The sequence below is a fragment of the Enterobacter cloacae complex sp. P14RS genome (assembly GCF_014895895.1).
GTDB classification, from domain to species: domain Bacteria; phylum Pseudomonadota; class Gammaproteobacteria; order Enterobacterales; family Enterobacteriaceae; genus Enterobacter; species Enterobacter bugandensis.
This window is the reverse complement of record NZ_JADBQM010000004.1, coordinates 224923-250270: the sequence shown is the minus strand read 5'-3', so window position 1 is coordinate 250270 and position 25348 is coordinate 224923. Positions and strand designations below refer to the sequence as shown.

Below are 25348 nucleotides of genomic sequence, written 5' to 3'. Positions count from 1 at the left end.
GGATGAATATGCTGAACACACGTTTTTCCGTGAGCCTGATCCTCATCGGCTGGCTCTGCCTCAGCGCGAGCGTCTGGGCGCAGGCGATCTCGTTCATTGCGCCCAGCGAGCGGCCGCAGCCGGAGGCGAGCAAACCCTGGCCGCAGAACCAGTTTCTGGTGCTGGCCTACCACGACGTCGAAGACGATGCCGCCGATCAGCGCTACCTCTCCGTGCGCACCAGCGCGCTAAACGAGCAGATTAGCTGGCTTCTGCACAACGGCTATCACGCCATCAGCGTGCAGGACATTCTGGACGCGCATGACGGCAAAAAATCGCTGCCGCCGAAAGCCGTTCTGCTTAGCTTTGACGACGGCTACAGCAGCTTCTACACCCGCGTCTGGCCGCTGCTTAAGGCCTGGAACGTGCCTGCGCTCTGGGCGCCGGTGGGCAGCTGGGTGGATACGCCAGCAAACCAGAAGGTGAACTTTGGCGGCCTGATGACGCCCCGGGATCGCTTCGCGACCTGGGACATGGTGCGCGAGCTCAGCCAGTCTCCGCTGGTTGAGATCGGATCGCATACCTGGGCCTCGCATTACGGCATCGTCGCCAACCCGCAGGGAAGCCGCGAACCGGCCATCGCCAACCGCTTTTATGATAAAGCGACGGGGCGCTATGAAACTGACCAGCAGTTCAGCCAGCGGATCGGCGATGACGTCCGCAAGGTGACGGAGAAAATCGCGCAGGTGACGGGCAAAGCGCCGCGCGCCTGGGTTTGGCCTTACGGTGCCGCCAGCGGTACGTCACTCGCCATCGCCAGGCAGCAGGGTTATCAGCTGGCCTTTACCCTTGAGGACGGGCTGGGGAACGTGCAGGAGCTGGGCAACATCCCCCGTTTGCTGATCGCCGGCAACCCCTCGCTCAAAGCGTTTGCCAGTTCGGTCAGCCGGGTTCAGGAGCACGATCCCGTGCGCGTGATGCACGTCGATCTCGACTACGTTTACGATCCCGATCCGGCTCAGCAGACCCAAAACATCAACAGGCTGATCCAGCGGGTCTACGACATGAAAATCAGCCACGTCTTCCTGCAGGCGTTTGCCGACCCGCAGGGCGACGGCAGGATCAGGGCGCTCTATTTCCCCAACCGCCGGCTTCCGGTCCGGGCCGATCTCTTTAACTTCGTATCCTGGCAGCTGCAAACCCGCGCGGGGGTGAAGGTCTACGCGTGGATGCCGGTGCTCTCGTTCGATCTCGATCCTGCCCTGCCGCGCGTGCAGCGCCGGGACGATCGAACCGGCCAGCTGCGCGAGGCCAATGAGCCCTACATCAGGCTTTCACCGTGGGACCCGCAGGTTCGCCTGCAGGTGACGGAAATCTATGAAGATCTGGCCCGCCATGCCAGCTTCAACGGGATCCTGTTCCATGACGATGCGGTACTGACGGACGTTGACGCTGCCGGGCAGGACACGACGCGCCAGAAAAGCCGGAGGCTTATCGGATTTACCCGTGCTCTGAGCCAGGCGGTGAAGCACATCCGCGGCCCGCAGATAAAAACCGCGCGCAATATGTTCGTCCTTCCCATTCTGCAGCCCGAAAGCGAAGCGTGGTTTGCGCAGAATCTCGATGATTTTCTGGCGGCCTATGACTGGACGGTGCCCATGGCAATGCCGCTGATGGAGTCCGTTCCGGCGAACGAGAGCAATGCCTGGCTGACGCGTTTGATCAAGGCCGTCGCCGCGCGGCCCGGCGCGCTGGATAAAACCATTTTCGAGCTGCAGGCCAGAGACTGGGAGCAGAAGCCGCAGCGCGCCGTCTCCGACAGTCAGCTTGCGGCGTGGATGCGCGTCCTCCAGCTGAACGGCATCAAAAACTACGGCTACTACCCTGACGATTTCATCAATAACCAGCCTGATATCTCGCGCATCAGGCCCGTCTTTTCTTCCTACTGGTACCCTGACAATGACTGATCGCATAATCGCCTTTTCAATTTTGTGTCTGGTATTCGGGCTGCCGTTAGGGGTGGCCGCCCTCTTTACCGGCGAGCTGATTCTGGATTTTGTCTTCTTCTGGCCGCTGTTTATGTCCGTGCTCTGGGTCACCGGCGGCCTCTATTTCTGGTTTCAGCTTGAACGCCGATGGTCGTGGGATAAAGACACGCCCGCCCCGACGCTCGCCGGCGAGCCGCTCATCTCAATTCTGATCCCCTGCTTCAATGAGGAAAGAAACGCCAGAGAGACCATCAGCGCCGCGCTGGCTCAGCGATACGAGAATATTGAAGTGATCGCCATCAACGACGGCTCGTCTGATAACACCGCGCAGGTGCTGCAGCAGCTGGCGCTGGAGCAGCCGCGCCTGCGGGTGATTAACCTCGCGGAGAACCAGGGAAAAGCCGTGGCGCTCAAAGCCGGGGCGGCGGCGGCCCGGGGCGATCTGCTGGTCTGCATTGACGGCGACGCTCTGCTCGACCGCGACACCGCGGCCTATCTGGTCGCGCCGCTGATTCAGTATCCCCACGTCGGGGCGGTTACCGGGAACCCGCGCATTCGCACGCGCTCCACGCTGATTGGCCGCATTCAGGTTGGCGAGTTTTCGTCCATCATTGGGCTCATCAAGCGGACGCAGCGGATCTATGGCCGGGTCTTTACCGTCTCCGGCGTCATCGCCGCCTTTCGCCGACAGGCGCTGGCGGACGTCGGGTACTGGAGCCCGGACATGATCACCGAAGACATCGACATCAGCTGGAAGCTCCAGCTGCGCCACTGGGATATCTTTTTCGAGCCGCGGGCGCTGTGCTGGATCCTGATGCCGGAGACGCTGAAGGGCCTGTGGAAGCAGCGTCTGCGCTGGGCACAGGGCGGCGCGGAGGTATTTCTGGTGAACCTGCGCAAGATGGTGCGCTGGGAGCATCACCGCATGTGGCCCCTGTTTCTGGAGTACGCGCTGTCAACGCTGTGGGCCTTCGCGTATGCGATAACGGTGCTGCTGTACATCATCAGCCACGTCGCGCCCATTCCCGCCAGGCTGACCGTTGAAACCCTGTTTCCCCCGGCGTTTACCGGGCTGCTGCTGGGCGTGATGTGCCTGCTGCAGTTCCTGGTCAGCTTGTACATCGAGCGGCGCTATGAGCGTAAGGTGGCCAGCTCGCTTTTCTGGGTGATTTGGTTCCCGATGGTCTACTGGATGATTGGTCTGTTCACCACCCTCGTCGCATTTCCAAAAGTCATGCTTAAACGTCAGCGCGCCCGCGCGCGCTGGATCAGTCCGGACAGGGGAAAAGGAAGCCTTCAATGAACGAAAATACCTTAATTTTGACTGAACATCGGTTGCTGCCACGACTTTTTGATGCCGCGGTAACCGTGGTGGCGTGGGGCGGGTTTCTGTTCTTCCTGTATGCCAGGCTGTGGATGCAGTTAACCGAGGAGAGCGACCACCGGTGGAGCGTGATTATTGCCTCCTTTAATACGGTGTTGATCTATTTGCTGTTCGCCGCGCTCAACGGCTGGCTGCTGATTTTGTGGTATCAGTACAACCGCCGCCGCGCGAACGTAAGACGACGTCAGCCGGGCTTGTTGCATCATGACGAACTTGCCCGCAGCTTTAACGTCTCACCGCAGCTCATCTCGGAGATGAGCCAGCACAACCTGCTGACGGTTTATCATGACCAGATTGGACGCATCATCGAATTGAAAACCAGCGCGCAGCAGGACGAGGAAGCGCAGTAACAAAAAGCCCCCACAGAGAATACCCTGCGGGGGCTTTTTTAGCGCAGATGCACGTTACTTATCCTTCAGTACAATCAGCGGCTCGATATCGCTCTCTTTTTTCACCACCAGCGAGTCATCGCCGCGCAGGCAGGTCCCACCGTAATTTCCGCCCACGGTAAAGGTACAGACCTGTATGTACTTGCCGTCGACCTTCGGCAGGCACCACAGCTGCTGGTAGATATTTTTACGGTCGACAAACTTGCCGCTGGATTTATCCAGCAGTTCGTCCTGGGCGCTGATGAGATCGATATTGCTGCCGCAGCGTCCGGCAATCGGCTTGACGGCGTATCCGGTCTGCTTCAGCAGGTCGTTCACCTCAAAATCGGTGTCGAGCAGGTAACGGTGGTTCGGGAACAGCTGCCACAGTACCGGAAGAATCGCCTTGTTGCCGGGAATAACGGTCCACAGCGGTTCAAAGACCAGCACTTCCGGGCGCAGCAGAACATCAATCAGGCGTACCTCGCCCTCAGGATGCCCGGTGCGGATCGGCACTGCGGCGTATTCGGTTTCGCTCACCTCGCGGATCTGCTCTATCGCCGTCTCCCACGCCCAGGTTTTCCACACGCAGTTGACGTGGCGACCTTCGTCGTCAATCAGCTGCCCGGCGCCATCCCAGCTCAGCGCCTCCAGCCCGTGCAGGATTTTGGTCTCGAACCCGGCCTGCATCAGCGAACGCTGAATAAAGAGCGCGTGATAGTCCTCTTCGACATCGTTGTCCTGCATGATGTGAACGAACGGCCGCGCGTGGCTGTGCTTCCATGCGCCGGTCAGCTCTTCCAGCAGGCCTTCTGCCGGGTTGTGCCCGTTGCCTCGATAGCCGTTTTTGACCCACTCTTCGAGGATCAACCCGCCTTCTGTGTGACAAGACGCGGAGTCGGCATTGTACTCGTAGACCTTAATCCCGCGCTCATCCATGCAGAAATCCATACGACCGGTGATCATATGGTGGCGGCGCCACTGCCAGGAGAGGCGCAGGCGCGGCCAGAGGATTTTCGGGATGTCGAACAGCGCCAGCAGGTTGTCGTCTTTCAGCACCTTGTCCGTCGCGTGCAGGTACATCAGGTGCAGTTCGTTGGTGGCCTTGATCAGCTCCTGCTCGGCGCTTTCGGTGATGGTGAAGTACTGGCAGGGATCTTTGTTGATCACATGGCCGTTCGCTCGGATATACGCCTGCTGCAGCGCGTCATTTTCGTTCAGCCATTTTCCGTCGAACTGACGTTTGTTTTTCAGCCGCGCGCCGCGGATTTTCAGCAGTTCACCGTCCGGTTCAGGCTGGGTAATGCTGTGCTCCGTGTCGTCCGTCTGGATCATCCAGCCGAGAATTTCGGTATCGCTGAAGGTGTCATGAAGGGTATAGCAGCCATTCTCCACGGTCATGCGCAGTTCGCGCGTCCACTGCTGCCCGAGCGGCAGCGGGGAGTGAATCACGTTCTGCTCCGCAATACGCACCTTATCGCCCAGAAGCTGGGTGATCACCGCCACGTGGCCGGTCTCGTGAAACTCGCCGCCTTTTTGCCAGATCAGCAGCGCCCCGGCGCGCGGTGCGCGCTTCGAGCCGTTGGCAAAAGCCTGAAGGGGCAGAATGTTATCGTTCACCACCTGGCGTAAAAAGCGCAGGGAGAAGATTTCCCACGCCATGCCGACGTCGGTAAACACGAAGCCATAGTTGAGGAACAGGAAACGGCGGGCAAACTCAACGCACTGCCACTTGTGGCCCATGTATTCGTTGCCGATATAGCTGCGAAAGTCCGCGTCTTCCGGGTAGTTACGCGGGTCCAGACTGCCGTAATTTGAAGAGTAAATCGCCACGCCACCGGGCGCATAGCCTAACAACGTCCCGAATGGCGCATCACTGCTTAACTTTCCTTTACGCATGTATCCAACCTAAAACAGGCAGGCGGCAATTTTTTGAAGGGTTGTCGTCGTCTGCACGTTGTAATTAACCTGACAGAGGAGCGTTTATCATACACCTGCGCGACGCGTGAATAACATTTAAAACAGCCAGCATGCCGCGAAATGCCCTGGCGCAATCTCCTGCATCGCAGGCTCCTGCGTCTGGCAAACCGGCATGGCGTGCGGGCAGCGGCTGCAGAACTTACAGCCCGGCAGCACGGACGTGGGGCCGGGAATGTCGCCGCGCAGGGTGGCGTCTTCGAGATTGCGGATGCGCGGATCGGGCTGGGGAACCGCCGCCAGCAGCGCGCGGGTGTAAGGGTGTGCCGGGCGCTGATACAGTTCATTCGCCGGGGCCACCTCTACCAGTTTGCCGAGATACATCACCCCAATGCGGCTGGAGATATGGCGCACCATGGAGAGATCGTGGGCGATAAACAGATAGGTTAGCCCCAACTCCTGCTGCAGGTCCTGCAAAATATTCACCACCTGCGCCTGCACCGATACGTCCAGCGCCGAGAGCGGCTCATCGCACAGCACAAATTCAGGATGCACGGACAACGCGCGGGCAATACTGATGCGCTGACGCTGCCCGCCGCTGAACTCATGCGGGAACCGTTCAAGGTGTTCGTGCTTCAGCCCCACTTTGTAGAGCAGCGTTTCCGTACGTTCTCGCTGTTCTTCGCGGCTGTAGCCGTGGATCTGCATCGGTTCGGCCACCAGCTGTCGCACCGTCATACCGGGGTTGAGCGAGGAGTAAGGATCCTGAAAAATTGCCTGCATCCGCTTACGCAGCGGCTTGAGCTCTCTTTCGCGGGCGTGGGCGATTGCCTGTCCGGCAAAGTGGATCTCGCCAGAGGTAATATCGAAAAGGCGCAGTATGGCGCGCCCGAGGGTGGATTTTCCGCAGCCGGACTCCCCCACCAGGCCAAACGTCTCGCCGGGCTGGATATCAAAGCTCACGCCATCAACCGCCTTCACGGCCACGCCTTTACGCAGCAAACCGCCGTTGAGCGGATAGTGCTTGCGCAGATCGCGCACGCTCACTAATGGCGCCTGTTGTTCACTCATGCCTGAATCTCCTCGGCCCATAGCCAGCAGGCGGCGCGATGGCCCTCTCCGGCGGTGTAAAATGCGGGTTGCCGTTCACACTGGGGCATGCGCTTCGGGCAGCGTTCCGCAAATGGACAGCCCGGCGGCGGGTTAAGCAGGCCAGGCGGCGAACCTTCAATGGGCGATAAACGTTGATTCACCTCATCCGGGCGCGGCAGCGAGGCCAGCAGACCCTGGGTGTAAGGATGCGCAGGGCGATAAAAAATGTCCTCCACGCTCCCCTCCTCCATCACCAGGCCGCCGTACATCACCACCACGCGGCTGCAGACCTGCGCCACCACGCCGAGATCGTGGGTGATCAGCAAAATCGCGGTTTGGGTCTGCTGTTGCAGACTTTTCAGCAGGCGCAGGATCTGCGCCTGAATGGTCACGTCCAGCGCGGTGGTCGGCTCATCGGCAATAAGAAGCTTCGGATTGCAGGAGAGCGCAATAGCGATCATCACCCGCTGGCGCATCCCGCCGCTGAACTCGTGGGGATACTGGTCGTATCGGCGTTCCGCTTCAGCAATGCCCACCTGATCCAGCATGGCTATTGCTGCCGCTTTGGCCGCTTTTTTCGACAGTTTTTTATTTCGCACCAGGATCTCAGACATCTGCTTGCCGATAGTGAGCACCGGGTTCAGGGCGGTCATCGGATCCTGAAAAATCATCGCGATCTCGTTGCCGCGAATGGCACGCATCTGCGCGGGCGTTTTCTGCGCCAGGTCCTCATTCTGGAAGCGAATGCTGCCGCCGGTTATCCGTCCGTTGCTCCCCAGAAGCTGGATAATCGACTTACAGGTGACGCTTTTCCCGCAGCCCGACTCGCCGACGATACCGACGAGTTCCCCCGGCTGAACCTGAAAGCTCACGCCGCGCACCGCGTGAACCTCGCCCTCGCGGGTGCGGAACGTGGTTTGCAGGTTCTCAAGCGCTAATAAGTTACTCATCGCGATTTGCTCCCGGCTCAAAGGCGGTACGGAACACATCGCCCAGCACGTTAAAGCTAAACACCGTCAGCAGGATCAGAATGCCGGGGAACATCGCCAGCCACGACGCTTCGCCAATATAAGACTGGGCGTTGTTAAGCATGCTTCCCCATGATGCCGCCGGTGCCTGCACGCCCAGCCCTAAGAAGCTGAGCGTAGACTCCATCAGAATGGCCGAGGCGATATTCAGCGTGGCCGCCACGATAATGGTCGGCAGCACGCCGGGAATGATGTGGCGCATGATAATACGCAGCGGATGCGCTCCCGACGCGCGGGCATAAAGCACGTACTCACGCTCTTTCACCGATAGGGTTTCAGCACGCACCAGACGCGACATGTTCATCCACGTCAGCAGGCTGATAATCAGAATGATGTTATCCACGCCCGGCTTGAGGTAAGCATTCACCACCAGCAGCAGGAAGAAGGCCGGAATGGCCATCAGGATATCCACGGCGCGCATCATCAGGTTATCCAGCCAGCCGCCAAAATAGCCGCTCACCGTTCCTACTACCGTGCCGATAAGCGTGGAAAAGAGCATGGCAAGAAAACCGACCATCAGGGAGATCTGGCCGCCATACAGCGCGCGGGTAAAGTAGTCGCGCCCGTATTCGTCGGTGCCGAACCAGTGCGCGGCATCCGGCGGCAACGTGCGCGCGCCGAGCGCCATCCGATCTGGATCGTACGGACTTAACCCCGCACAGAGCGCGGCGACAACGAAAATAAAAAGCACAAACAGGGAGAACTGCGCCGGACGGTTGCGGCGCAGCTGGTGACGAACCTGCTGCCAGCGTCTGCTCATCCGGTTACCTCAGCGTACGAATGCGGGGATCGGCGAAGCGATAAAGCACGTCGGCGATCAGGTTACCGACGATCAGCATTATCGACGAGAGCATGATGATCGCCATAATCAGCGGGTAGTCCAGCGAGGCGATCGACTGGATCCCGAGCAGCCCCATCCCCGGCCAGGAGAAGACGCTCTCGGTCACATAAGCTCCTACAATCAGCTCACCGAACGACAGGCCGAACAGGGTAATCACCGGCAGCAAGACGTTTTTCAGCACGTGGCGGAACAGAATACTGAAACGCGTGGCGCCGTAGGCAAGCTGGGTCTGTACGTAGTCGGCGGAGAGCTGCGAGATGGTGTTAGAGCGGATGTAGCGCACGTAGCTGGAGAGGTTATAGAACGTGAGCGCAATACACGGCAGCACGCCGTGGCGCAGCAGATCCAGCCCGTTATCCTCCATGCCGATGGTGCGCATCCCCATGCTGGGGAACCAGTTAAGCTGCACGGCAAAAACGGTGATGAGCAAAATGCCGAACCAGAAAATCGGTACCGAGATGCCGATATAGGCAAACAGGTTCAGCAGGTGATCCAGCCAGCGGTGCTTAAATGCCCCCGCCAGCAGCCCCAGCGGGATCGCCAGCACGATAGCCATCAGCAGCGACGCCCCCATCAGCCCCAGCGTGGCCGGAATGCGTTCGCCGATCATCTCCAGCACCGGGCGGTGGTAAATCAACGAATAGCCGAGATCGCCCTGCAGGACGCTTTTCAGCCACAGGACGTACTGCGTGACCAGCGGCTTATCCAGCCCCAGGCTCTGGCGAATGCGCTCAATATCTTCCGGCGCCATACGCGGCGTGATGTACGCGGCCACGGGGTCGCCGGGCGCGAGCTTGACCAGCAAAAACGCCACCAGCGAAATAAAGAAAAGCATCGGCAGCAGCTGCAGCAGCCGACGCGTGAGGAGTGTGTTCACGACGTGCCCTTAAAAGGCCCCGATCTTACGACCGGGGCAACAGCCTATTTTTGATAAATTTTTGACAGATCCTGGAACAGATAAACCGGCTTCGGCTCCGCTTCCTTCGTGCCGCCGAAGCGTTTATCCACGGCGACGGTCGCATTGGTGTAGGCGATCGGGTAGTAGGTCATCTCGTTCGCCACGGTCTGCTGAATTTGCTTGTAGATATCGGCACGTTTCGCGGCGTCGGTTTCCACGGCACCTTTATCCCACAGGGCATCAAACTGCGGATTTTTGTAGTGCGCGTAGTTATAGGCTTCGTTGCTCATGAACAGCGATTTGTAACCGTCCGGCTCTGATCCCATAATGTAGCCGCCCAGGTTCAGTTCCCACGCGGTGTTGTTCATATCAAGACTGCGCTGAGACATGGCGTTGGAGTCCAGCGGCATCAGCTCCACGTTCACCCCAATGCCCTTCAGTGCCTGCTGAATGTAGAGCGCCATGCTTTCCTGGGTTTTGTTGGTGTTCACATACGCCAGGCGCAGCTTGAGATTATCCGGCGCGCCGGACGTCTTGAGCAGGTCTTTGGCTTTTTGCAGATCGAATTTGTACTGTTCAACGTCATCCGTCTTATAAAGCGTATCTGGCGTCAGAAACGACGTCGCCGGTTTAGCGTAGTCCAGCGAGGTAAACGCGGTCTGGGTTAGCTCGTCTTTGTTGATGGCGTACGCGATGGCCTGACGCAGCGCTTTGCTCTTCATCACCGCCACGTTCTGGTTGAACGTCATATAGGCCAGACGGCCTTCCGGATAGACCACGAAGTCAAATTTCCCGGTATTTTTCAGGCGGTTCACATCCTGCGGGTCAACCATCTTGAGGTTGATTTCACCGTTTTGCAGCGCCAGGTTGGCGGCGTTGCTGTCTTTGGCGAAACGGTAGGTGACGGAATCGAGCTTCGGTTTGCCGTTCCAGTAATCGTCGAAGCGCGTAAGGGCGTAATACTGACCGGCGCGATACTCTTTAAATTTGAACGGCCCGGAACCGACCGGCGCATCGTTTTTGGTGCTCTTTTCCAGGTCGCCTTCACCGGCGAACACGTGCTGCGGGATCGGGTAGATCTGCACCAGGGTGCCGGTAAAGGCCGCGCTGACCTGCGGTAAGGTGAACTTAACGGTGCGCTCATCAACCTTGCTCACTTCAACAGGCTTGCCGCCGTAGGTAAACATGCTGCGGAAGAAGCTGTGCTGTTTGGCATCCAGCAGCTTATTGAAGGTGAAGACCACGTCGTCCGCCGTCAGCGGCTGTCCGTCCTGCCATTTTAGGTTGGGTTTTAGCGTCAGGGTATAGCTCAGGTTGTCGGCAGAAGGCGTCAGGCTTTCCGCCAGGCCCCACTCAATGTTGCCGTTATTAAAGCTGTACAGCGGGGCATAAAGCGCCTGCATGATGGTTAATGTTGTGCGGTCGCTGGCGTAGAGCGGATTAACGGCTAACGGGTCGCCGGAGGTAATCCCGATAATGAGCGAACCGCCCTCTTTTGGCGCGTCGCTTTTTGCCGCCGCGGCCGAATTTGTCTCTTTATTTTTCGCATCATCACAGCCCGCCAGGCCTAACGCGAGCGAAACGACCACTGCCGATAACAGAAGCTTGCGCATCTCACTAACTCCTTGCCTTATAAAGTGTTTATTACTGCATCTTTTATTTATGTTGAAGCATCATATTCAGCTTTAGCGGTTTACGCATTAATTATGAAAATGCGATTTTCGATTAAGCTTATGCCGGATTTGATATATATAAGCAGCAGAAGGAATAGCGGTTAATTGCTTGCGCTCACAACGTTAAACGCTTCACAAATCTCCTGCTACACTGCCTCAACACATCACTAAAAAGGCAGGCCAACATGTCAGACAACACGTATCAGCCACCCAAAGTGTGGGAATGGAAAAAGAACGGCGGCGGCGCGTTCGCCAACATCAACCGTCCAATTTCCGGCGCAACGCATGAGAAGGATTTGCCCGTAGGCTCTCACCCGCTGCAGCTCTACTCGCTGGGCACACCGAACGGCCAGAAGGTGACGATCATGCTCGAAGAGCTGCTGGCGCTGGGCGTGACGGGCGCGGAATACGATGCGTGGTTGATCCGCATCGGCGAGGGCGACCAGTTCTCCAGCGGGTTTGTAGACGTGAACCCGAACTCGAAAATACCGGCGCTGCGTGACCACTCCACGAACCCGCCAACGCGCGTATTTGAATCCGGCAATATCCTGCTCTATCTGGCGGAGAAATTCGGCCACTTCCTGCCGAAAGATCCGGCGGGACGCACCGAGACGCTGAACTGGCTGTTCTGGCTCCAGGGCGCGGCACCGTTCCTCGGCGGCGGCTTTGGCCACTTCTACAACTATGCGCCGGTAAAAATCGAGTACGCGATTGACCGCTTCACCATGGAAGCTAAGCGCCTGTTCGACGTGCTGGATAAACAGCTGGCGCGCGGTCGCTACGTGGCAGGTGAGGAGTACACCATCGCGGATATGGCGATTTGGCCATGGTTCGGCTGCGTGGCACTGGGCAGCGTCTATAACGCCGCCGAGTTCCTGGACGCGGAGAAGTACACCAACGTCCAGCGCTGGGCGAAGGACGTGGCGAACCGCCATGCGGTTAAGCGCGGTCGCATCGTTAACCGCACCAGCGGCGAGCTGAACGAGCAGCTCCACGAACGCCACGCGGCGAGCGACTTCGATACCAATACGGAAGACAAGCGTCAGGCGTAACGTTTCGCCGGGCGGCTCCCCGCCCGGCAGCCGCGATCCTTGCCCAGGGCATGATTAGCCTAAAGGTTGAGTGGCTATTGCTGGCACTATCTGGACGTTTTTCTCACCTCAGAATGAGAAACGCCGTATCAACTGACAGCAGTCACAAAGGATCTGTTATGAGACTTATTAAAACAACGCTGGTTATCAGCGCCCTCATTTTTTCCACCTCGGGAATGGCCATCGACAAAACCGCCGCCGGCGCGGTAGCAGGTGCTGCTATTGGCGCAGCCACGGGCAAAGATCTGAAATCAACCGTGGGTGGTGCCGTGGTTGGCGCAGGCACGGGTGCAATGTTCAAAAACGGCGAAAAAGGCAAAGACGCACGTAAGGGCGGTGCCGTGGGTGCCGTCGTTGGCGCGGGCGCGGCTGCGGTGACGGGCAATAGCGTGCTGAAAGGCGCGGCCGTGGGTGCCGGCACGGGCGCGCTGATTGGTGAAGCGACGCACTAACAGCATCGGGAAAAGAAAGAAGTAAGGCCGCATCAGGCGGCCTGTTGTGTTATGCCGTCAGGCGGAACTTCTGCACCGAGCGTTGAAGCTCTTCGGTCTGGCGTTCCAGCGCCGCGGCTGCCGCGGAAACCTCTTCGACCAGCGAGGCGTTCTGCTGGGTGACGCCGTCCATCTGCGTAATGGCAATCCCGACCTGCGAAATGCCCTTACTTTGCTCCTCAGAAGCCGACGCGATTTGCTTCATAATGGTCGTCACCTCCGTCACGTCGCGCAAAATCGCATCCATGGTGGTGCCGGTGTCGCTCACCAGCTGCGCACCCTGCTCTACGCGGGTAACGGAATCGGTAATCAGACCCTCAATTTCTTTTGCCGCATTGGCGCTTCGGCTTGCCAGGTTGCGGACTTCACCCGCCACCACGGCGAATCCACGCCCCTGCTCGCCCGCGCGCGCCGCTTCTACGGCCGCATTGAGCGCCAGAATATTGGTCTGGAAGGCAATGCTGTTGATGACGTTGGTGATTTCAGCAATTTTCTTCGAGCTTTCCGAAATACCGCTCATGGTGGTGACCACCTCTTCCACCAGCGAGCCGCCGCGGCTGGCGGTGGTTGAGGCCACATCGGCAAGCTGGCTGGCCTGACGCGCGCTTTCGGCGTTCAGCTTCACGGTAGCGGTCAGCTGTTCCATGCTGGCCGCCGTCTCTTCCAGCGCGGCAGCCTGCTCTTCGGTACGGGAAGAGAGATCGTTGTTGCCGCTGGAGATCTCCGTCGCGCCGCGCCAGATATTCTCACTGCCGGAGCGAATGGTGCTGACCGCTTCACGCAGGCTGTCCTGCATGGCGCTCAGCAACGGCACCAGCTGTCCCACGCAGTTGCGGCCGAAAGGCGCAATGGGCTGGCTGAGATCGCCCTGGGCAATCTGGCGAAACTGCTGGCGAATGCGCTCCAGCGGTTTGACCAGCATCGCCACCAGGTAGCGGTCGGTAAAGAGCAGGATCAGCAGGCCGATAATGGTGGCGACGATAATAACCGTGCGGGTCATGCTGGTTAGGCCGTCGACCACCATGCGGGTGCTGTCGAGCGTCTTCGCGGCGGCATTATTGAACTTCTCGGCGGCGGCACCGAACGCACGGCTTAGCGGCGGCGTAACGTTGTTGGCCTGCTGGCGGTAGCCGTCCAGGGTCGCCTGCTTCGCCTGCTCCATTTGCGGCGTCACGCCCTGTTCAAGCAGCGCCTGCCAGGCACCGATCACCTGCGCAGAGACCTGCTCATCCATTGGGCCAGGCGAGATCGCCTTCATTTCGGCCAGTTTCTTACCCATGTTGTCCAGCGCCTGTTGGGCAGAAGACAAATCCGGCGTGCCGCCAGCGGCTTTGACCTCCATGGCGCGGCTCAGACGAGTGACAAAGCGGAAATACTGATCGTTGCCCTGGCTGAGCACCATCATCTGTTTAACCAGTTGGCGATCGACTTCATTGCCGTCTGATACCCGTGACAGGGACCAGGTGCTGTACAGCCCAACGCCCGCCCACATTAAACAAAAAATCCCGAGGATCGTCAGCATGACGAAACGGATCGTGAAATTACGGAGCATATTCATAAGTCTTCCTTGCCGTGAGGGTGAATTCGCCCAGAGGCGAGTGCTACTCTCGTTATCGGCAGGGTGCAGGGAAATTATAACCTTTTGTGATTATTTTTCGTTAGCGTGGCTTCACAGGTCGCACAGCCACCCTTAACCCTTATCTTCGCACGACATGATGTGATAAGTTCAGAATGAAAACGTCGTTTCAAAAAAATCATCTATAAGAAAAGGAGACATCATGTCCTGGTACCCTGACGCTACCCGCTACGAGAATATGCAGTACCGCTACTGTGGCAAGAGCGGCCTGCGCCTTCCCGCGCTGTCGCTGGGCCTGTGGCATAGCTTCGGCCACGTTCAGCCCCTTGACTCCCAGCGCGCGCTGCTGCGTAAAGCCTTCGATCTAGGGATTACCCATTTCGATCTTGCCAACAACTACGGCCCGCCTGCGGGAAGCGCGGAAGAGAACTTTGGACGCCTGCTGCGTGAGGACTTTGCCCGGTATCGCGACGAGCTGATTATCTCCACTAAAGCCGGTTACGACATGTGGCCAGGCCCGTACGGTTCAGGCGGCTCACGCAAGTATCTGCTCGCCAGTCTCGACCAGAGCCTGAAACGTATGGGCGTCGAATACGTGGATATTTTCTATTCCCACCGCGTGGATGAAAATACGCCAATGGAAGAGACGGCCTCCGCGCTGGCTCATGCTGTTCAGAGTGGGAAAGCGCTGTACGTGGGCATTTCCTCCTACTCTACCGAGCGCACACAAAAAATGGCCGCGCTGCTGCACGAGTGGAAGATCCCGCTGCTGATCCACCAGCCGTCCTATAACCTGCTTAACCGCTGGGTCGACAAGACCGGCTTGCTGGATACGCTGGAAGCAAACGGCACGGGGTGTATTGCATTTACCCCGCTGGCGCAGGGTCTGCTGACCGGAAAATACCTGAACGGTATTCCGGAAGGTTCTCGTATGCAGCGCGAGGGGAACAAAGTGCGCGGCCTGACGCAGAAAATGCTGACGGAAGCTAACCTGAACAGTCTTCGTCTGCTTAATGAGATGGCGCAGGCGCGCGGGCAGACAATGGCGCAGATGGCGTTGAGCTGGCTGCTGAAAGATGCTCGCGTGACGTCAGTGCTGATTGGCGCGAGCCGCCCGGAACAGCTGGAGGAGAATGTTCAGGCGCTGGGTAATCTGCGCTTTACGGAAGATGAACTGACGCGGATTGACCAGCACGTGGCGGACGGGGAACTGAATTTGTGGCAGGCGTCGTCGGATAAATAGTGTGGTTCGATGCTTTCTCCCCTCACCCTAACCCTTCCCCGGGAGAGGGTTAGGGTGAGGGGAGAAATGTGTACCTTATTTCTTACTGATCTTATCCAGATACCCCATCACAAACGCCGACAGCACAAACGTCAGGTGGATAATCACATACCACATCAGCTTATTATCCGGGACGTTTTTCGCGTCCATAAACACGCGCAACAGGTGGATAGAGGAGATTGCCACTATAGATGCCGCAACTTTATTCTTCAGCGACGAGGCGTCCATTTTCCCCAGCCAGCTGAGCTTTTCTTTATGCTCGGCGATATCAAGCTGAGAGACGAAGTTCTCATAACCGGAAAACATCACCATCACCAGTAAGCCGCCCACCAGCGTCATATCCACCAGCGACAGCAGAACCAGAATTAAATCAGCTTCCGCCACGGAGAAAATGTTAGGCAATACGTGGAAAATCTCCTGGAAGAACTTGATCGTCAGGGCGACCAGCGCCAGGGAAAGACCGAAATAGACGGGTGCGAGCAGCCAGCGAGAGGCATACATTGCGTTTTCAAAGAAGCGTTCCATAAAATCCTGTCTGCAAACGAAACCAGCGCTCAGTATATCTCAACGGCGCTGACTGTTTGCAAGAACTAACCAGTACGCCACTCAGACGTCGTCCGGGTTAACCTCAGGACGCGCATACTCCGGCCAGACCAGCACCACCAGCTCCGGGTAGGCTTCCAGGCTAAACTCGCGAAAACACTGGCGAAGGTTTAATACGTCCAGGTCTGAATACGAGACCTTCTCACCGTTAAGACAGCGCTTTTTGATGTTGTCGTAATATTTATAAACCGCTGAATTCAGATCGCTACAGCGACGCTGCGCCTCAAACAGACCGGGCGTGTCATTAATTTCCGACATTTTCATGCGCTTAATTGTCGCGTGTAAGAAGTCGATATATTCATGATTCACCCGCCAGTACCAGACAGGCGTAACGGAGTTCATCAAAACAGAGAAATGATCTTCTCCTTCCTCTTTTGTCATCAGTTCAGATTGTGGCGGTTCACTGGTGTCTTTCGACACTTTCGTTTTATTGAACTCCTGCATCAATAAAAGCACACCAGCGGTCAGTAATAGTAATGTGATGACCGTAAAAAAGATGCTGTTCATGGGTTGGCTCCATTTTTTTTGATTTTAAAATTGCCTCATGATATTGTCAACGAATCTCACGCCTTTACCAACCCCACCCTGTTGAAATTAAAGGAAATTAAAAATGCTGCCCGACTATCTCGTCCCGGCTAAGTACCACATTACGCCTGTGGAACAGCAACCGACGGAAGAAGAAAAAAAGGCCAGTTTCACTCAGGGGAAAAGAAAGCTCTCTGATTTCGAGCCTGATATATTAATTGGCGTCTCTCACACTGGCAAATCCCGTAATATGCTGCTGGAAGAGCACGATCGCCATATAAAAGACCGCTTATTTCGCGCTATAAAAATTGAAGCCTTCGTCCACCTGCTGAATGACCTGCAGGCAGAAGGCGAAATAGATGCCCAGAAACTAAGTCAAATAATGGCTAAAAAAACGAAAGAAATAAATGAGGCCGGCAATGAAATTTGGCTTAATCTAATTACGCGACAAAAAAACAACCCTATTTTTTATACCCTGGGGGAAGATTAACGTGAAAGAAGTTAAAGACAATAACGTTTATTTGACTTTAGATGATAAAAAAAGCGATGAATTTATCTTAAAGCAAAATTTCGAAGCATTAAAAAAGAGTAAAAATGAAGAAATGACACGTATTACCCAGGATCTGGTATCGATCCCGGCCACGCTCGTGCGCCTGAAATGGCAGAACCGCCGCGAAATATACCCGTTACAGGTGAAAGAAGAGATCTACGGTGCCGTGATGAATGCCATCATTGAGCAGCGCCCGGAGCTGAAAGAGAAGCTTCTGGGACGTCTGGAGGCAAATTATCAGTATCTGCTGGCGAGAGAGACCGCGACGCTGCGCCTGACCCGTAAACTGTCTGAGGGGGATTATCACACCTCAAACGTCACCCACGTCGCGCTTGATGAAGACGCGCTGGCAACCCGCCCCCCCGAAACTAAAAGCTAAATACTCTTTTCTTCTTCCTGTTCGCAGAAAATCACAACTCCTGCGCGCTTGTTGTAATACGATTGCGCGCAGAAAAAATCACCGACTTAAATGATATGTATCAATGTTCAAGGATTGATCATGGGTAAATATCCCCAAAAATCAAACTGCAAGGATGCAATTATGGCTGTACTGCCTCTCATGCCGACCAGAGGAACGAGCATTGTTTTAGACAACATGCGCGAAGCCAGCACGCATAGCGTGGGACGTAATATGGCGCTACCGCAAACCTATTACTGGTTTTATCAACAGGTCAGAAATCATGGTCCGTGGGATTACAAACAACAGCGCCGTGACCTGGCTAATTTTGGTAATTTTAATTATGGTGCTACCGGGTTTGCAGCGGGTATACCAGAAAAAATGCTTTATATGGGCGCAGGTTTCGCGCAAAGCAGGGCTGGAACATCAAACCCACAGTGGGGAGCATGGTACGGTGAACTACCTTATGGGGATGACCCGCACGACCAGTTTTGGATTAAACAAGGAATTGATTATGCCAGGCAGCACGGTTATTAAATGGTTGCATCGCACGCTGACTGTCGCACTACTCGTTTTTGTGATATTTCAGTATTACGCCAGCCAGCCGCCAGATGATGAACTTTATTCAGAACAACAAATTACATCTGATATGTATTTATACATCACTAAGTACAAGGGCGGAGGAGCGACGGTTTCAGACGTGTACCGCTATTATCTTGACGCTAAGCATCAGGTAAACCCGCTTAACCATCTGAAAAAGAGGACACCGTTTATGGTTGCTGATACCGGCAGCGCCAGAATCACTGGGTACGGTTCGCACGTCAACGCAACCATTACCGGACGTATTTATTCGTTTACTAATTCAGATCTCTTTTACGCCGGTAATGTGGCTATCATGCCCGTTATCAACCTCAACGCGACCGGAACACGTTGAGAGGAAACCATATACGCTATTACTCGTTAGATTGACCGTGCTCCCTCACACACAATGAAAAAAGCCGGCTTTCGCCAGCTTCTTTATCACTTCGAGGCCGCTTTCTCTTCCCCGACCAGCCCAATCTTCAGATAACCCGCCTGATGCAGCGTGTCCATTACCTTCATCATGGTTTCGTAGTCGACGGTTTTGTCCGCCCGGAAGAAGACGGTGGTGTCCTTCTTGCCGCCGGTCAGCTGGTCCAGCGCCGGAATAACGGAGGCATCCGTCACAGGGTCGTTCCCCAGGAACATGGATTTATCCGCTTTCACCGACAAATAAATTGGCTTTTCCGGACGCGGCTGCGGCTGGCTGGAGGAGGCAGGCAGATTCACCTTCACGTCGACCGTCGCCAAGGGGGCTGCCACCATGAAGATAATCAGCAGCACCAGCATGACGTCGATAAACGGCGTCACGTTGATTTCGTGCATTTCGCCGTTATCGTCCAGATTTTCGTTTAGACGCATTGCCATACAATCAACCTACGCGCAGTTTAGACGCCGCATGCACCGGCTTCACGGCGCTGGCATTCAGGTCGAGATCGCGGCTTTGCAGCAGCAGAACCTGAGCGGCAACGTCGCCGAGCGTAGCTTTGTAGTTGCCGATCATACGCGCGAAAATGTTGTAGATAACCACCGCCGGAATTGCCGCAACCAGACCGATTGCCGTCGCCAGCAGCGCTTCCGCGATCCCCGGGGCCACTACCGCCAGGTTGGTGGTTTGGGTCTGGGCAATGCCGATAAAGCTGTTCATGATGCCCCAGACCGTACCGAAAAGACCGATGAACGGTGAAATCGCGCCGATGGTCGCCAGATACCCATTGCCGCGTCCCATGTGTCGGCCAACGGCCGCAACGCGACGCTCCAGACGGAAACCGGTACGCTCTTTAATGCCTTCGTTATCTTCACTGCCGGCGGAGAGTTCCAGCTCGTTCTGAGCTTCATTCACTAACAGGGTGGTCAGGCTTTTCGGGTGGAAGGATGAGGTCATCTCAGAAGCCTGATCCAGAGAGCGGGCTTCTGCCAGCTGCTGCTGTTCCCGCTTGAGGCGACGCTTCTGCGAAAGCAGCTCGGCGCTTTTGCTGAAGAAGATAGCCCAGGTGACAACGGACGCCAGAATCAGGCCGATCATCACAATCTTAACCACGATGTCAGCATGATGATACATGCCCCAAACGGAGAGATCCGTCTGCATCAAATTATTACCCACTCTGTATCTCCAGGACGCAAATCACAAAATCTGAACGTAATAATATCAAAAAGCCGTCGAATTGATAGTCGTTCTCATTAGTATTTACATGGTGCCGTAATTTTCGCTCAGTTTCCTTGCGCTTACGCAGTAAAAATTTCTTATGCGATTTTTTGCTAATATTTTCTGCTTATTCGATAAGCATGCGGGTGCAGTTTTTTACAATCGTGGTAGTCTGGACGTCCAGACGTATAAAAACAGGGTTAGCGAACATGACGAAGAAGCATCTTGATACCACGCTGGTGCAGGCGGGACGCAGCAAGAAATACACTCAGGGATCGGTCAACAGCGTGATTCAACGCGCCTCCTCGCTGGTGTTTGATACCGTTGAGGAAAAAAAAATCGCCACGCGTAACCGCGCAAAAGGTGGGCTATTCTACGGTCGCCGCGGCACGCTAACCCATTTTTCGCTGCAGGAAGCGATGTGCGAGCTGGAGGGGGGCGTGGGCTGCGCGCTGTTCCCGTGCGGTGCGGCGGCGGTCGCCAACACCATTCTGGCGTTTGTGGAACAGGGCGACCATATCCTGATGACCAACACCGCCTATGAACCCAGCCAGGATTTCTGCACCAAAATTCTCAGCAAGCTCGGCGTGACCACCAGCTGGTTTGACCCGCTGATTGGTGAAGGCATTGCTGAACTTATCCAGCCAAACACGCGCATTGTGTTCCTGGAATCTCCCGGCTCCATCACCATGGAAGTGCACGACGTTCCGGCTATCGTGAAGGCCGTGCGCAGCAAAGCGCCAGAGGCGATTATCATGATCGACAACACCTGGGCGGCAGGTGTGCTGTTTAAGGCGCTGGAATTCGATATTGATATCTCGATTCAGGCGGCAACGAAATACCTGATTGGGCACTCTGACGGGATGATTGGCACCGCGGTTTCCAACGCGCGCTGCTGGGACCAGCTGCGGGAAAATGCCTACCTGATGGGCCAGATGGTGGATGCAGACACGGCATACATGACCAGCCGGGGCATTCGTACGCTCGGCGTGCGTCTGCGTCAGCATCATGAAAGTAGCCTGAAAATCGCTGAATGGCTGGCGCAGCATCCGCAGGTTGAGCGCGTGAACCATCCGGCGCTGCCGGGTAGTAAAGGCCATGAGTTCTGGCAACGTGACTTTACGGGCAGCAGCGGGCTGTTCTCGTTTGTCCTTAAAAAACGGCTGAGTAATGACGAGCTGGCAAGCTATCTGGATAATTTTACCCTCTTCAGCATGGCCTACTCCTGGGGCGGTTTTGAATCCCTGATCCTGCCGAATCAGCCGGAGCAGATCGGGGCCCTGCGCCCCGGCGGAGAAGTGGACTTCAGCGGCACCCTCATTAGATTGCATATCGGTTTAGAAAATGTGGACGATTTAATTGCGGATTTATCTGCAGGCTTTGAACGTATCGTGTAGAGTGCGGGCTGAAAATGTACTCCCCGGACGCTTTTGTGAACACTGCATGCAGAAAAGTCTGCATGAGTTGCGCCTGCGATCAATCCCGACAGGTGAAATTGGGAGTACAATAGCGTTATCTCTGCTGTTCCACAGGAAAGTCCATGGCTGTTATTCAAGATATTATCGCGGCGCTCTGGCAACATGATTTTGCCGCCCTGGCGGATCCCCACGTTGTAGGCGTCGTCTATTTCGTGATGTTCGCGACGCTGTTTCTGGAAAATGGATTACTGCCAGCCTCGTTTTTACCCGGTGACAGTTTGCTTTTGCTTGCCGGGGCGTTGATCGGCAAAGGCGTCATGGACTTTACGCCAACGATGGTTATCCTTACCTCCGCCGCGAGCCTGGGCTGCTGGCTGAGCTATCTGCAGGGCCGCTGGCTGGGGAACACGCGCGTGGTGAAGGGCTGGCTGGCGCAGTTGCCGCATAAATACCACCAGCGTGCGACCTGTATGTTTGACCGCCACGGCCTGCTGGCGCTGCTCGCCGGGCGTTTCCTGGCGTTTGTGCGCACCCTTCTGCCCACCATGGCGGGTATTTCCGGGCTGTCTAACCGCCGCTTCCAGTTCTTCAACTGGCTGAGCGCCCTGCTGTGGGTTGGCGTGGTAACCACCCTCGGCTACGCGCTGAACATGATCCCCTTTGTGAAGCACCATGAAGATCAGGTGATGACCTTCCTGATGATCCTGCCGATATTCCTGCTGGTTGCTGGGCTGGTGGGTACCATTGCGGTGGTGATTAAGAAAAAGTATTGCAGTGCATAAACAAAAGCCGGGTGGCGCTACTGCTTTCCCGGCCTACGTTTCCCCTCAGGCGCCCTGCATCGTTCTTATACGTGACGCATCTTCTCCCGGCGTGACGCCGAAATAGCGCTTAAACTCCCGACTGAACTGCGACGCACTTTCGTAGCCGACGCGCATGGCCGCCGCGCTGGCCTTCATGCCGTCGTGGATCATCAACATCCGTGCCTTATGCAAACGGTAGGTTTTGAGGTACTGCAGCGGCGAGGTGCTGGTCACCGACTTAAAGTTGTGGTGAAACGCCGAAACGCTCATGTTCGCTTCCGCCGCCAGCTGGTCAACGCTGAGGTTCTCCGTGTACTGGCTTTCAATACGCTTGAGCACGCGGCTGATCAGGCTGAAGTGGGTCTGTCGGCTCACCAGCGCGAGTAACGCCCCGCCGCCCGGCCCCAGCAGCACGTGATAAAGAATTTCGCGGATAATCTGCTTGCCGAGAATACGCGCGTCCAGCGGCCTTTCCATGACGTCCAGCAGGCGCTCAATGGCGCAGAGGATCTCTTCCGACAGCGTCGCCGAGTTAATCCCGCTGGAGGCCATCGACGGCTGGAAAAGCTCGTCTTCGCCAATCTCCATCAGCAACTCCTGCAGCTGAAGAATATCGACGTTGACGCGAATACCCGCCAGCGGGACCGACTCTGTCGCGAAGGTTTCACATTCGAAGGGTAAAGGTACCGTCAGGAGCAGATATTCATTGGTGTCGTAGCGGAACACCCGCTCGTTGATATAGCCAATCTTATGGCCTGAAAAGAGAAAAACGATGCCCGGCTGGTACATCACCGGCGTGCGCGTCCCGGGCTGCGTGCCGTAGAGCAGGCGAATATCCGGTAGCAGGTCGCCAACATTATTTTCTTTATCTATCAGCCTTTTAATCTGCGAGGTAAGCTGAAGGCAGATCGCTTCACGGTTCATTTTACGTTACTCCGGGTACGGTTTCCGACCCTCACAGTCTGCGCATTTTTACGAAGTTTCTCCAGCGCTCTGTAGAAATGGGCAAGACATCGACAGGAATGTGCATTGAGAGCCTGGCCCCGGACGGCCACAATGAGCAGCATCAGGTAGCCATCAGCGCCACCACGGTTTTTCACCCACTAAAGGGAACGAGCAATGAACAACTTTAATCTTCACACCCCAACCCGCATTCTGTTTGGTAAAGACGCTATCGCCGACCTGCGCGCGCAGATCCCTGCTGACGCCCGCGTGCTGATCACCTACGGTGGCGGCAGCGTGAAAAAAACCGGCGTGCTGGATCAAGTTTACAGCGCTCTGGACGGACTGGACGTGCGTGAGTTCGGCGGCATTGAGCCAAACCCGTCTTACGAAACGCTGATGAACGCGGTGAAAATCGCCCGCGAAGAAAACATCACCTTCCTGCTGGCGGTCGGCGGCGGCTCCGTGCTGGACGGCACTAAATTCATCGCGGCGGCAGCGCACTACGCTGATGGCATCGATCCGTGGCACATCCTGGAAACCCGCGGCAGCGACATCAAAAGCGCGATCCCGATGGGATCCGTATTGACCCTGCCAGCGACGGGTTCTGAATCCAACAAGGGCGCGGTGATCTCCCGTAAAACTACCGGTGATAAGCAGGCCTTCATGAACGAACACGTTCAGCCTGTCTTCGCCATTCTGGATCCGGTTTACACCTACACCCTGCCCGCACGTCAGGTGGCGAACGGCGTGGTCGATGCCTTTGTACACACCGTCGAGCAGTACGTCACCTACCCTGTTAATGCCAAAATTCAGGATCGCTTCGCGGAAGGCATTCTGCTGACGCTGATTGAAGACGGCCCGAAAGCGCTGAAAGAGCCGGAAAACTACGACGTGCGTGCCAACGTCATGTGGGCTGCGACGCAGGCGCTGAACGGCCTGATCGGCGCTGGCGTGCCACAGGACTGGGCAACCCATATGCTGGGCCACGAGCTGACGGCGATGCACGGCCTGGACCACGCCCAGACGCTGGCCGTTGTGCTGCCTGCGCTGTGGAACGAAAAACGGGATACCAAGCGTGCCAAGCTGCTGCAGTACGCCGAGCGCGTGTGGAACATCACCGAGGGCTCTGACGATGCGCGTATTGATGCCGCCATTGCAGCGACCCGTAACTTCTTTGAAAGCCTGGGCGTGCCAACGCGTCTGTCCGGCTACGGCCTGGACGGCAGCTCCATCCCTGCCCTGCTGGCAAAACTTGAAGAGCACGGCATGACCCAGCTGGGCGAGCACGGCGACATTACGCTGGACGTCAGCCGTCGAATCTACGAAGCGGCACGCTAAGCGTTTTTGGCATCCTGACTTTCGTTTTTTGACATTTCGTCCAGACTTAATGCACACCCCATCGCCGGAGTCCCCCTCCGGCGATGCGCACCTGAAGGAGGAAAAATGGCAAACCAAACCGTAATCAAGCTGCAGGACGGCAACGTGATGCCCCAGCTGGGGCTAGGTGTATGGAAAGCCGGTAACGACGAGGTCGTCTCCGCCATTCATAAAGCACTCGAAGTCGGCTATCGGTCGATTGATACCGCCGCCGCGTACAAAAACGAGGACGGCGTGGGGACCGCGCTGGCCAGCGCCGGCGTCCCTCGCGATGAGCTGTTCATCACCACTAAACTGTGGAACGACGATCAAAAGCGCCCCCGCGAAGCATTGCAGGAGAGCCTGGAGAAACTCCAGCTTGATTTCGTCGATCTGTACCTGATGCACTGGCCGGTTCCGGCCATCGACCATTACGTTGACGCCTGGAAAGGGATGATTGAACTGCAGAAAGAGGGGCTGGTGAAAAGCATCGGCGTCTGTAACTTCCAGGTGCATCACCTGCAGCGCTTGATTGACGAAACGGGCGTCGCTCCGGTGATTAACCAGATCGAGCTGCACCCGCTGCTGCAGCAGCGCCAGCTTCACGCCTGGAACGCCACCCACAAGATCCAGACCGAGTCCTGGAGCCCGCTGGCGCAGGGCGGTGAAGGCGTGTTCGATCAGAAAATCATCCGCGACCTGGCGGATAAATACGGCAAAACCCCGGCGCAGATCGTCATTCGCTGGCATCTGGACAACGGCCTGGTGGTGATCCCGAAATCGGTCACGCCGTCGCGCATTGCCGAGAACTTCGACGTCTGGGATTTCCGACTGGACAAAGACGAGCTGGGTGAAATTGCGAAGCTGGATAAAGGTAAGCGGCTTGGGCCGGACCCGGATCAGTTTGGCGGGTAATCGC

At 56.6% G+C, this 25348-nt stretch carries 26 protein-coding genes; 14 read left to right on the top strand and 12 right to left on the bottom strand.

Translation table 11 applies throughout. From position 1 onward, the window contains the following. Nucleotides 1-8 precede the first annotated feature (8 nt). The 3 genes from pgaB to pgaD are packed head-to-tail and all read left to right on the top strand — an operon-like array spanning nt 9 to nt 3701. On the top strand, nt 9-1946 hold the full coding sequence (gene pgaB, locus IM295_RS03160) for a poly-beta-1,6-N-acetyl-D-glucosamine N-deacetylase PgaB (protein WP_193066202.1): 1938 nt from the start codon (nt 9-11) through the stop codon (nt 1944-1946). Beyond that, nucleotides 1939-3270: a poly-beta-1,6-N-acetyl-D-glucosamine synthase gene (gene pgaC, locus IM295_RS03155; protein WP_028014399.1), complete on the top strand. Its 1332-nt coding sequence runs from the start codon at nt 1939-1941 to the stop codon at nt 3268-3270. Before pgaB ends, pgaC begins: the two co-directional genes overlap by 8 nt. Continuing rightward, nucleotides 3267-3701, top strand: coding sequence for a poly-beta-1,6-N-acetyl-D-glucosamine biosynthesis protein PgaD (gene pgaD / locus IM295_RS03150; protein ID WP_193066201.1), 435 nt, complete (start codon nt 3267-3269; stop codon nt 3699-3701). The genes pgaC and pgaD overlap by 4 nt, the downstream gene beginning before the upstream one ends. Nucleotides 3702-3755: 54 nt before the next feature. Here pgaD and gss read toward each other — a convergent pair whose 3' ends face one another. The 6 genes from gss to IM295_RS03120 form a co-directional block, all read right to left on the bottom strand. Next, a complete protein-coding gene (gene gss, locus IM295_RS03145) occupies nt 3756-5618 on the bottom strand; it encodes a bifunctional glutathionylspermidine amidase/synthase (protein WP_193066200.1) in 1863 nt (620 codons plus the stop codon). A gap of 117 nt (nt 5619-5735) precedes the next feature. Further along, nucleotides 5736-6707 carry an ABC transporter ATP-binding protein gene (locus tag IM295_RS03140; protein WP_028014402.1) on the bottom strand — a complete coding sequence of 324 codons (972 nt, stop codon included), beginning with the start codon at nt 6705-6707 and terminating at the stop codon, nt 5736-5738. Continuing rightward, nucleotides 6704-7678: an ABC transporter ATP-binding protein gene (locus IM295_RS03135; protein WP_126344903.1), complete on the bottom strand. Its 975-nt coding sequence runs from the start codon at nt 7676-7678 to the stop codon at nt 6704-6706. Before IM295_RS03135 ends, IM295_RS03140 begins: the two co-directional genes overlap by 4 nt. Next, on the bottom strand, nt 7671-8516 hold the full coding sequence (locus IM295_RS03130; RefSeq protein WP_193066199.1) for an ABC transporter permease: 846 nt from the start codon (nt 8514-8516) through the stop codon (nt 7671-7673). The genes IM295_RS03135 and IM295_RS03130 overlap by 8 nt, the downstream gene beginning before the upstream one ends. 4 nt (nt 8517-8520) lie before the next feature. Further along, entirely contained in the window at nt 8521-9474 is a 954-nt protein-coding gene (locus IM295_RS03125) for an ABC transporter permease (protein WP_126344902.1), read from the bottom strand. Nucleotides 9475-9518: 44 nt separating this feature from the next. After that, nucleotides 9519-11108, bottom strand: coding sequence for an ABC transporter substrate-binding protein (locus IM295_RS03120; RefSeq protein ID WP_049138322.1), 1590 nt, complete (start codon nt 11106-11108; stop codon nt 9519-9521). Between the two features lie 245 nt (nt 11109-11353). On the opposite strand from IM295_RS03120, the gene yghU reads away from it, so the two are divergent. After that, nucleotides 11354-12220, top strand: coding sequence for a glutathione-dependent disulfide-bond oxidoreductase (gene yghU / locus IM295_RS03115; RefSeq protein ID WP_028014407.1), 867 nt, complete (start codon nt 11354-11356; stop codon nt 12218-12220). 158 nt (nt 12221-12378) lie between these two features. Further along, on the top strand, nt 12379-12711 hold the full coding sequence (locus IM295_RS03110) for a glycine zipper domain-containing protein (RefSeq protein WP_028014408.1): 333 nt from the start codon (nt 12379-12381) through the stop codon (nt 12709-12711). Nucleotides 12712-12760: 49 nt separating this feature from the next. On the opposite strand, the gene IM295_RS03105 is transcribed toward IM295_RS03110, so the two are convergent. Then, nucleotides 12761-14308: a methyl-accepting chemotaxis protein gene (locus IM295_RS03105; RefSeq protein ID WP_045260793.1), complete on the bottom strand. Its 1548-nt coding sequence runs from the start codon at nt 14306-14308 to the stop codon at nt 12761-12763. A gap of 220 nt (nt 14309-14528) precedes the next feature. On the opposite strand from IM295_RS03105, the gene IM295_RS03100 reads away from it, so the two are divergent. Continuing rightward, nucleotides 14529-15569 carry an aldo/keto reductase gene (locus IM295_RS03100; RefSeq protein WP_028014410.1) on the top strand — a complete coding sequence of 347 codons (1041 nt, stop codon included), beginning with the start codon at nt 14529-14531 and terminating at the stop codon, nt 15567-15569. A gap of 75 nt (nt 15570-15644) precedes the next feature. Here the strand turns inward: IM295_RS03100 and IM295_RS03095 are convergent, their stop codons facing one another. Both IM295_RS03095 and IM295_RS03090 read right to left on the bottom strand, forming a co-directional pair. Beyond that, nucleotides 15645-16133: a TIGR00645 family protein gene (locus IM295_RS03095; RefSeq protein WP_003862473.1), complete on the bottom strand. Its 489-nt coding sequence runs from the start codon at nt 16131-16133 to the stop codon at nt 15645-15647. An 81-nt stretch (nt 16134-16214) separates the two neighbouring features. After that, entirely contained in the window at nt 16215-16718 is a 504-nt protein-coding gene (locus tag IM295_RS03090; RefSeq protein WP_028014411.1) for an ESA_00282 family adhesion-associated protein, read from the bottom strand. Nucleotides 16719-16821: 103 nt separating this feature from the next. On the opposite strand from IM295_RS03090, the gene IM295_RS03085 reads away from it, so the two are divergent. The 4 genes from IM295_RS03085 (at nt 16822) to IM295_RS03070 (ending at nt 18617) form a co-directional block, all read left to right on the top strand. Continuing rightward, a complete protein-coding gene (locus IM295_RS03085; RefSeq protein WP_193066198.1) occupies nt 16822-17226 on the top strand; it encodes a hypothetical protein in 405 nt (134 codons plus the stop codon). 1 nt (nt 17227) lies between these two features. After that, the gene (locus tag IM295_RS03080) at nt 17228-17665 is read left to right on the top strand and encodes a cytoplasmic protein (protein ID WP_193066197.1); all 438 of its coding nucleotides are present in this window, start codon (nt 17228-17230) and stop codon (nt 17663-17665) included. Nucleotides 17666-17785: 120 nt separating this feature from the next. Beyond that, on the top strand, nt 17786-18220 hold the full coding sequence (locus IM295_RS03075) for a polymorphic toxin type 44 domain-containing protein (RefSeq protein WP_224066002.1): 435 nt from the start codon (nt 17786-17788) through the stop codon (nt 18218-18220). Further along, the gene (locus tag IM295_RS03070) at nt 18198-18617 is read left to right on the top strand and encodes a hypothetical protein (RefSeq protein ID WP_193066196.1); all 420 of its coding nucleotides are present in this window, start codon (nt 18198-18200) and stop codon (nt 18615-18617) included. The genes IM295_RS03075 and IM295_RS03070 overlap by 23 nt, the downstream gene beginning before the upstream one ends. Before the next feature lie 86 nt (nt 18618-18703). Here the strand turns inward: IM295_RS03070 and exbD are convergent, their stop codons facing one another. Together exbD and exbB are read right to left on the bottom strand one after the other, a co-directional pair. Further along, nucleotides 18704-19129, bottom strand: a complete 426-nt coding sequence (gene exbD / locus IM295_RS03065; protein ID WP_032643392.1) for a TonB system transport protein ExbD — start codon at nt 19127-19129, stop codon at nt 18704-18706. A 4-nt stretch (nt 19130-19133) separates the two neighbouring features. After that, entirely contained in the window at nt 19134-19865 is a 732-nt protein-coding gene (gene exbB, locus IM295_RS03060) for a tol-pal system-associated acyl-CoA thioesterase (RefSeq protein WP_028014417.1), read from the bottom strand. A gap of 251 nt (nt 19866-20116) precedes the next feature. Between exbB and metC the strand changes: the two genes are divergently transcribed. Beyond that, nucleotides 20117-21304, top strand: a complete 1188-nt coding sequence (gene metC, locus IM295_RS03055) for a cystathionine beta-lyase (protein ID WP_193066195.1) — start codon at nt 20117-20119, stop codon at nt 21302-21304. A gap of 143 nt (nt 21305-21447) precedes the next feature. Further along, nucleotides 21448-22107, top strand: a complete 660-nt coding sequence (gene yghB, locus IM295_RS03050; protein WP_028014419.1) for a DedA family general envelope maintenance protein YghB — start codon at nt 21448-21450, stop codon at nt 22105-22107. Between the two features lie 45 nt (nt 22108-22152). Here the strand turns inward: yghB and IM295_RS03045 are convergent, their stop codons facing one another. After that, the gene (locus tag IM295_RS03045) at nt 22153-23052 is read right to left on the bottom strand and encodes an AraC family transcriptional regulator (RefSeq protein ID WP_049000640.1); all 900 of its coding nucleotides are present in this window, start codon (nt 23050-23052) and stop codon (nt 22153-22155) included. 195 nt (nt 23053-23247) lie between these two features. On the opposite strand from IM295_RS03045, the gene yqhD reads away from it, so the two are divergent. Beyond that, nucleotides 23248-24411 carry an alcohol dehydrogenase gene (gene yqhD, locus IM295_RS03040; RefSeq protein WP_041908132.1) on the top strand — a complete coding sequence of 388 codons (1164 nt, stop codon included), beginning with the start codon at nt 23248-23250 and terminating at the stop codon, nt 24409-24411. 105 nt (nt 24412-24516) lie between these two features. Next, complete coding sequence (gene dkgA, locus IM295_RS03035) at nt 24517-25344, top strand: 2,5-didehydrogluconate reductase DkgA (RefSeq protein ID WP_021242117.1); 828 nt, start codon at nt 24517-24519, stop codon at nt 25342-25344. Nucleotides 25345-25348: the final 4 nt, after the last annotated feature.

Bases quoted from the DNA above. Each gene is read 5' to 3' on its own strand.
- pgaB (WP_193066202.1), top strand. From the start codon at position 9: ATGCTGAACACACGTTTTTCCGTGAGCCTGATCCTCATCGGCTGGCTC.
- pgaC (WP_028014399.1), top strand. From the start codon at position 1,939: ATGACTGATCGCATAATCGCCTTTTCAATTTTGTGTCTGGTATTCGGG.
- pgaD (WP_193066201.1), top strand. From the start codon at position 3,267: ATGAACGAAAATACCTTAATTTTGACTGAACATCGGTTGCTGCCACGA.
- gss (WP_193066200.1), bottom strand. From the start codon at position 5,618: ATGCGTAAAGGAAAGTTAAGCAGTGATGCGCCATTCGGGACGTTGTTA.
- IM295_RS03140 (WP_028014402.1), bottom strand. From the start codon at position 6,707: ATGAGTGAACAACAGGCGCCATTAGTGAGCGTGCGCGATCTGCGCAAG.
- IM295_RS03135 (WP_126344903.1), bottom strand. From the start codon at position 7,678: ATGAGTAACTTATTAGCGCTTGAGAACCTGCAAACCACGTTCCGCACC.
- IM295_RS03130 (WP_193066199.1), bottom strand. From the start codon at position 8,516: ATGAGCAGACGCTGGCAGCAGGTTCGTCACCAGCTGCGCCGCAACCGT.
- IM295_RS03120 (WP_049138322.1), bottom strand. From the start codon at position 11,108: ATGCGCAAGCTTCTGTTATCGGCAGTGGTCGTTTCGCTCGCGTTAGGC.
- yghU (WP_028014407.1), top strand. From the start codon at position 11,354: ATGTCAGACAACACGTATCAGCCACCCAAAGTGTGGGAATGGAAAAAG.
- IM295_RS03110 (WP_028014408.1), top strand. From the start codon at position 12,379: ATGAGACTTATTAAAACAACGCTGGTTATCAGCGCCCTCATTTTTTCC.
- IM295_RS03105 (WP_045260793.1), bottom strand. From the start codon at position 14,308: ATGAATATGCTCCGTAATTTCACGATCCGTTTCGTCATGCTGACGATC.
- IM295_RS03100 (WP_028014410.1), top strand. From the start codon at position 14,529: ATGTCCTGGTACCCTGACGCTACCCGCTACGAGAATATGCAGTACCGC.
- IM295_RS03095 (WP_003862473.1), bottom strand. From the start codon at position 16,133: ATGGAACGCTTCTTTGAAAACGCAATGTATGCCTCTCGCTGGCTGCTC.
- IM295_RS03090 (WP_028014411.1), bottom strand. From the start codon at position 16,718: ATGAACAGCATCTTTTTTACGGTCATCACATTACTATTACTGACCGCT.
- IM295_RS03085 (WP_193066198.1), top strand. From the start codon at position 16,822: ATGCTGCCCGACTATCTCGTCCCGGCTAAGTACCACATTACGCCTGTG.
- IM295_RS03075 (WP_224066002.1), top strand. From the start codon at position 17,786: ATGGGTAAATATCCCCAAAAATCAAACTGCAAGGATGCAATTATGGCT.
- IM295_RS03070 (WP_193066196.1), top strand. From the start codon at position 18,198: ATGCCAGGCAGCACGGTTATTAAATGGTTGCATCGCACGCTGACTGTC.
- exbD (WP_032643392.1), bottom strand. From the start codon at position 19,129: ATGGCAATGCGTCTAAACGAAAATCTGGACGATAACGGCGAAATGCAC.
- metC (WP_193066195.1), top strand. From the start codon at position 20,117: ATGACGAAGAAGCATCTTGATACCACGCTGGTGCAGGCGGGACGCAGC.
- yghB (WP_028014419.1), top strand. From the start codon at position 21,448: ATGGCTGTTATTCAAGATATTATCGCGGCGCTCTGGCAACATGATTTT.
- IM295_RS03045 (WP_049000640.1), bottom strand. From the start codon at position 23,052: ATGAACCGTGAAGCGATCTGCCTTCAGCTTACCTCGCAGATTAAAAGG.
- yqhD (WP_041908132.1), top strand. From the start codon at position 23,248: ATGAACAACTTTAATCTTCACACCCCAACCCGCATTCTGTTTGGTAAA.
- dkgA (WP_021242117.1), top strand. From the start codon at position 24,517: ATGGCAAACCAAACCGTAATCAAGCTGCAGGACGGCAACGTGATGCCC.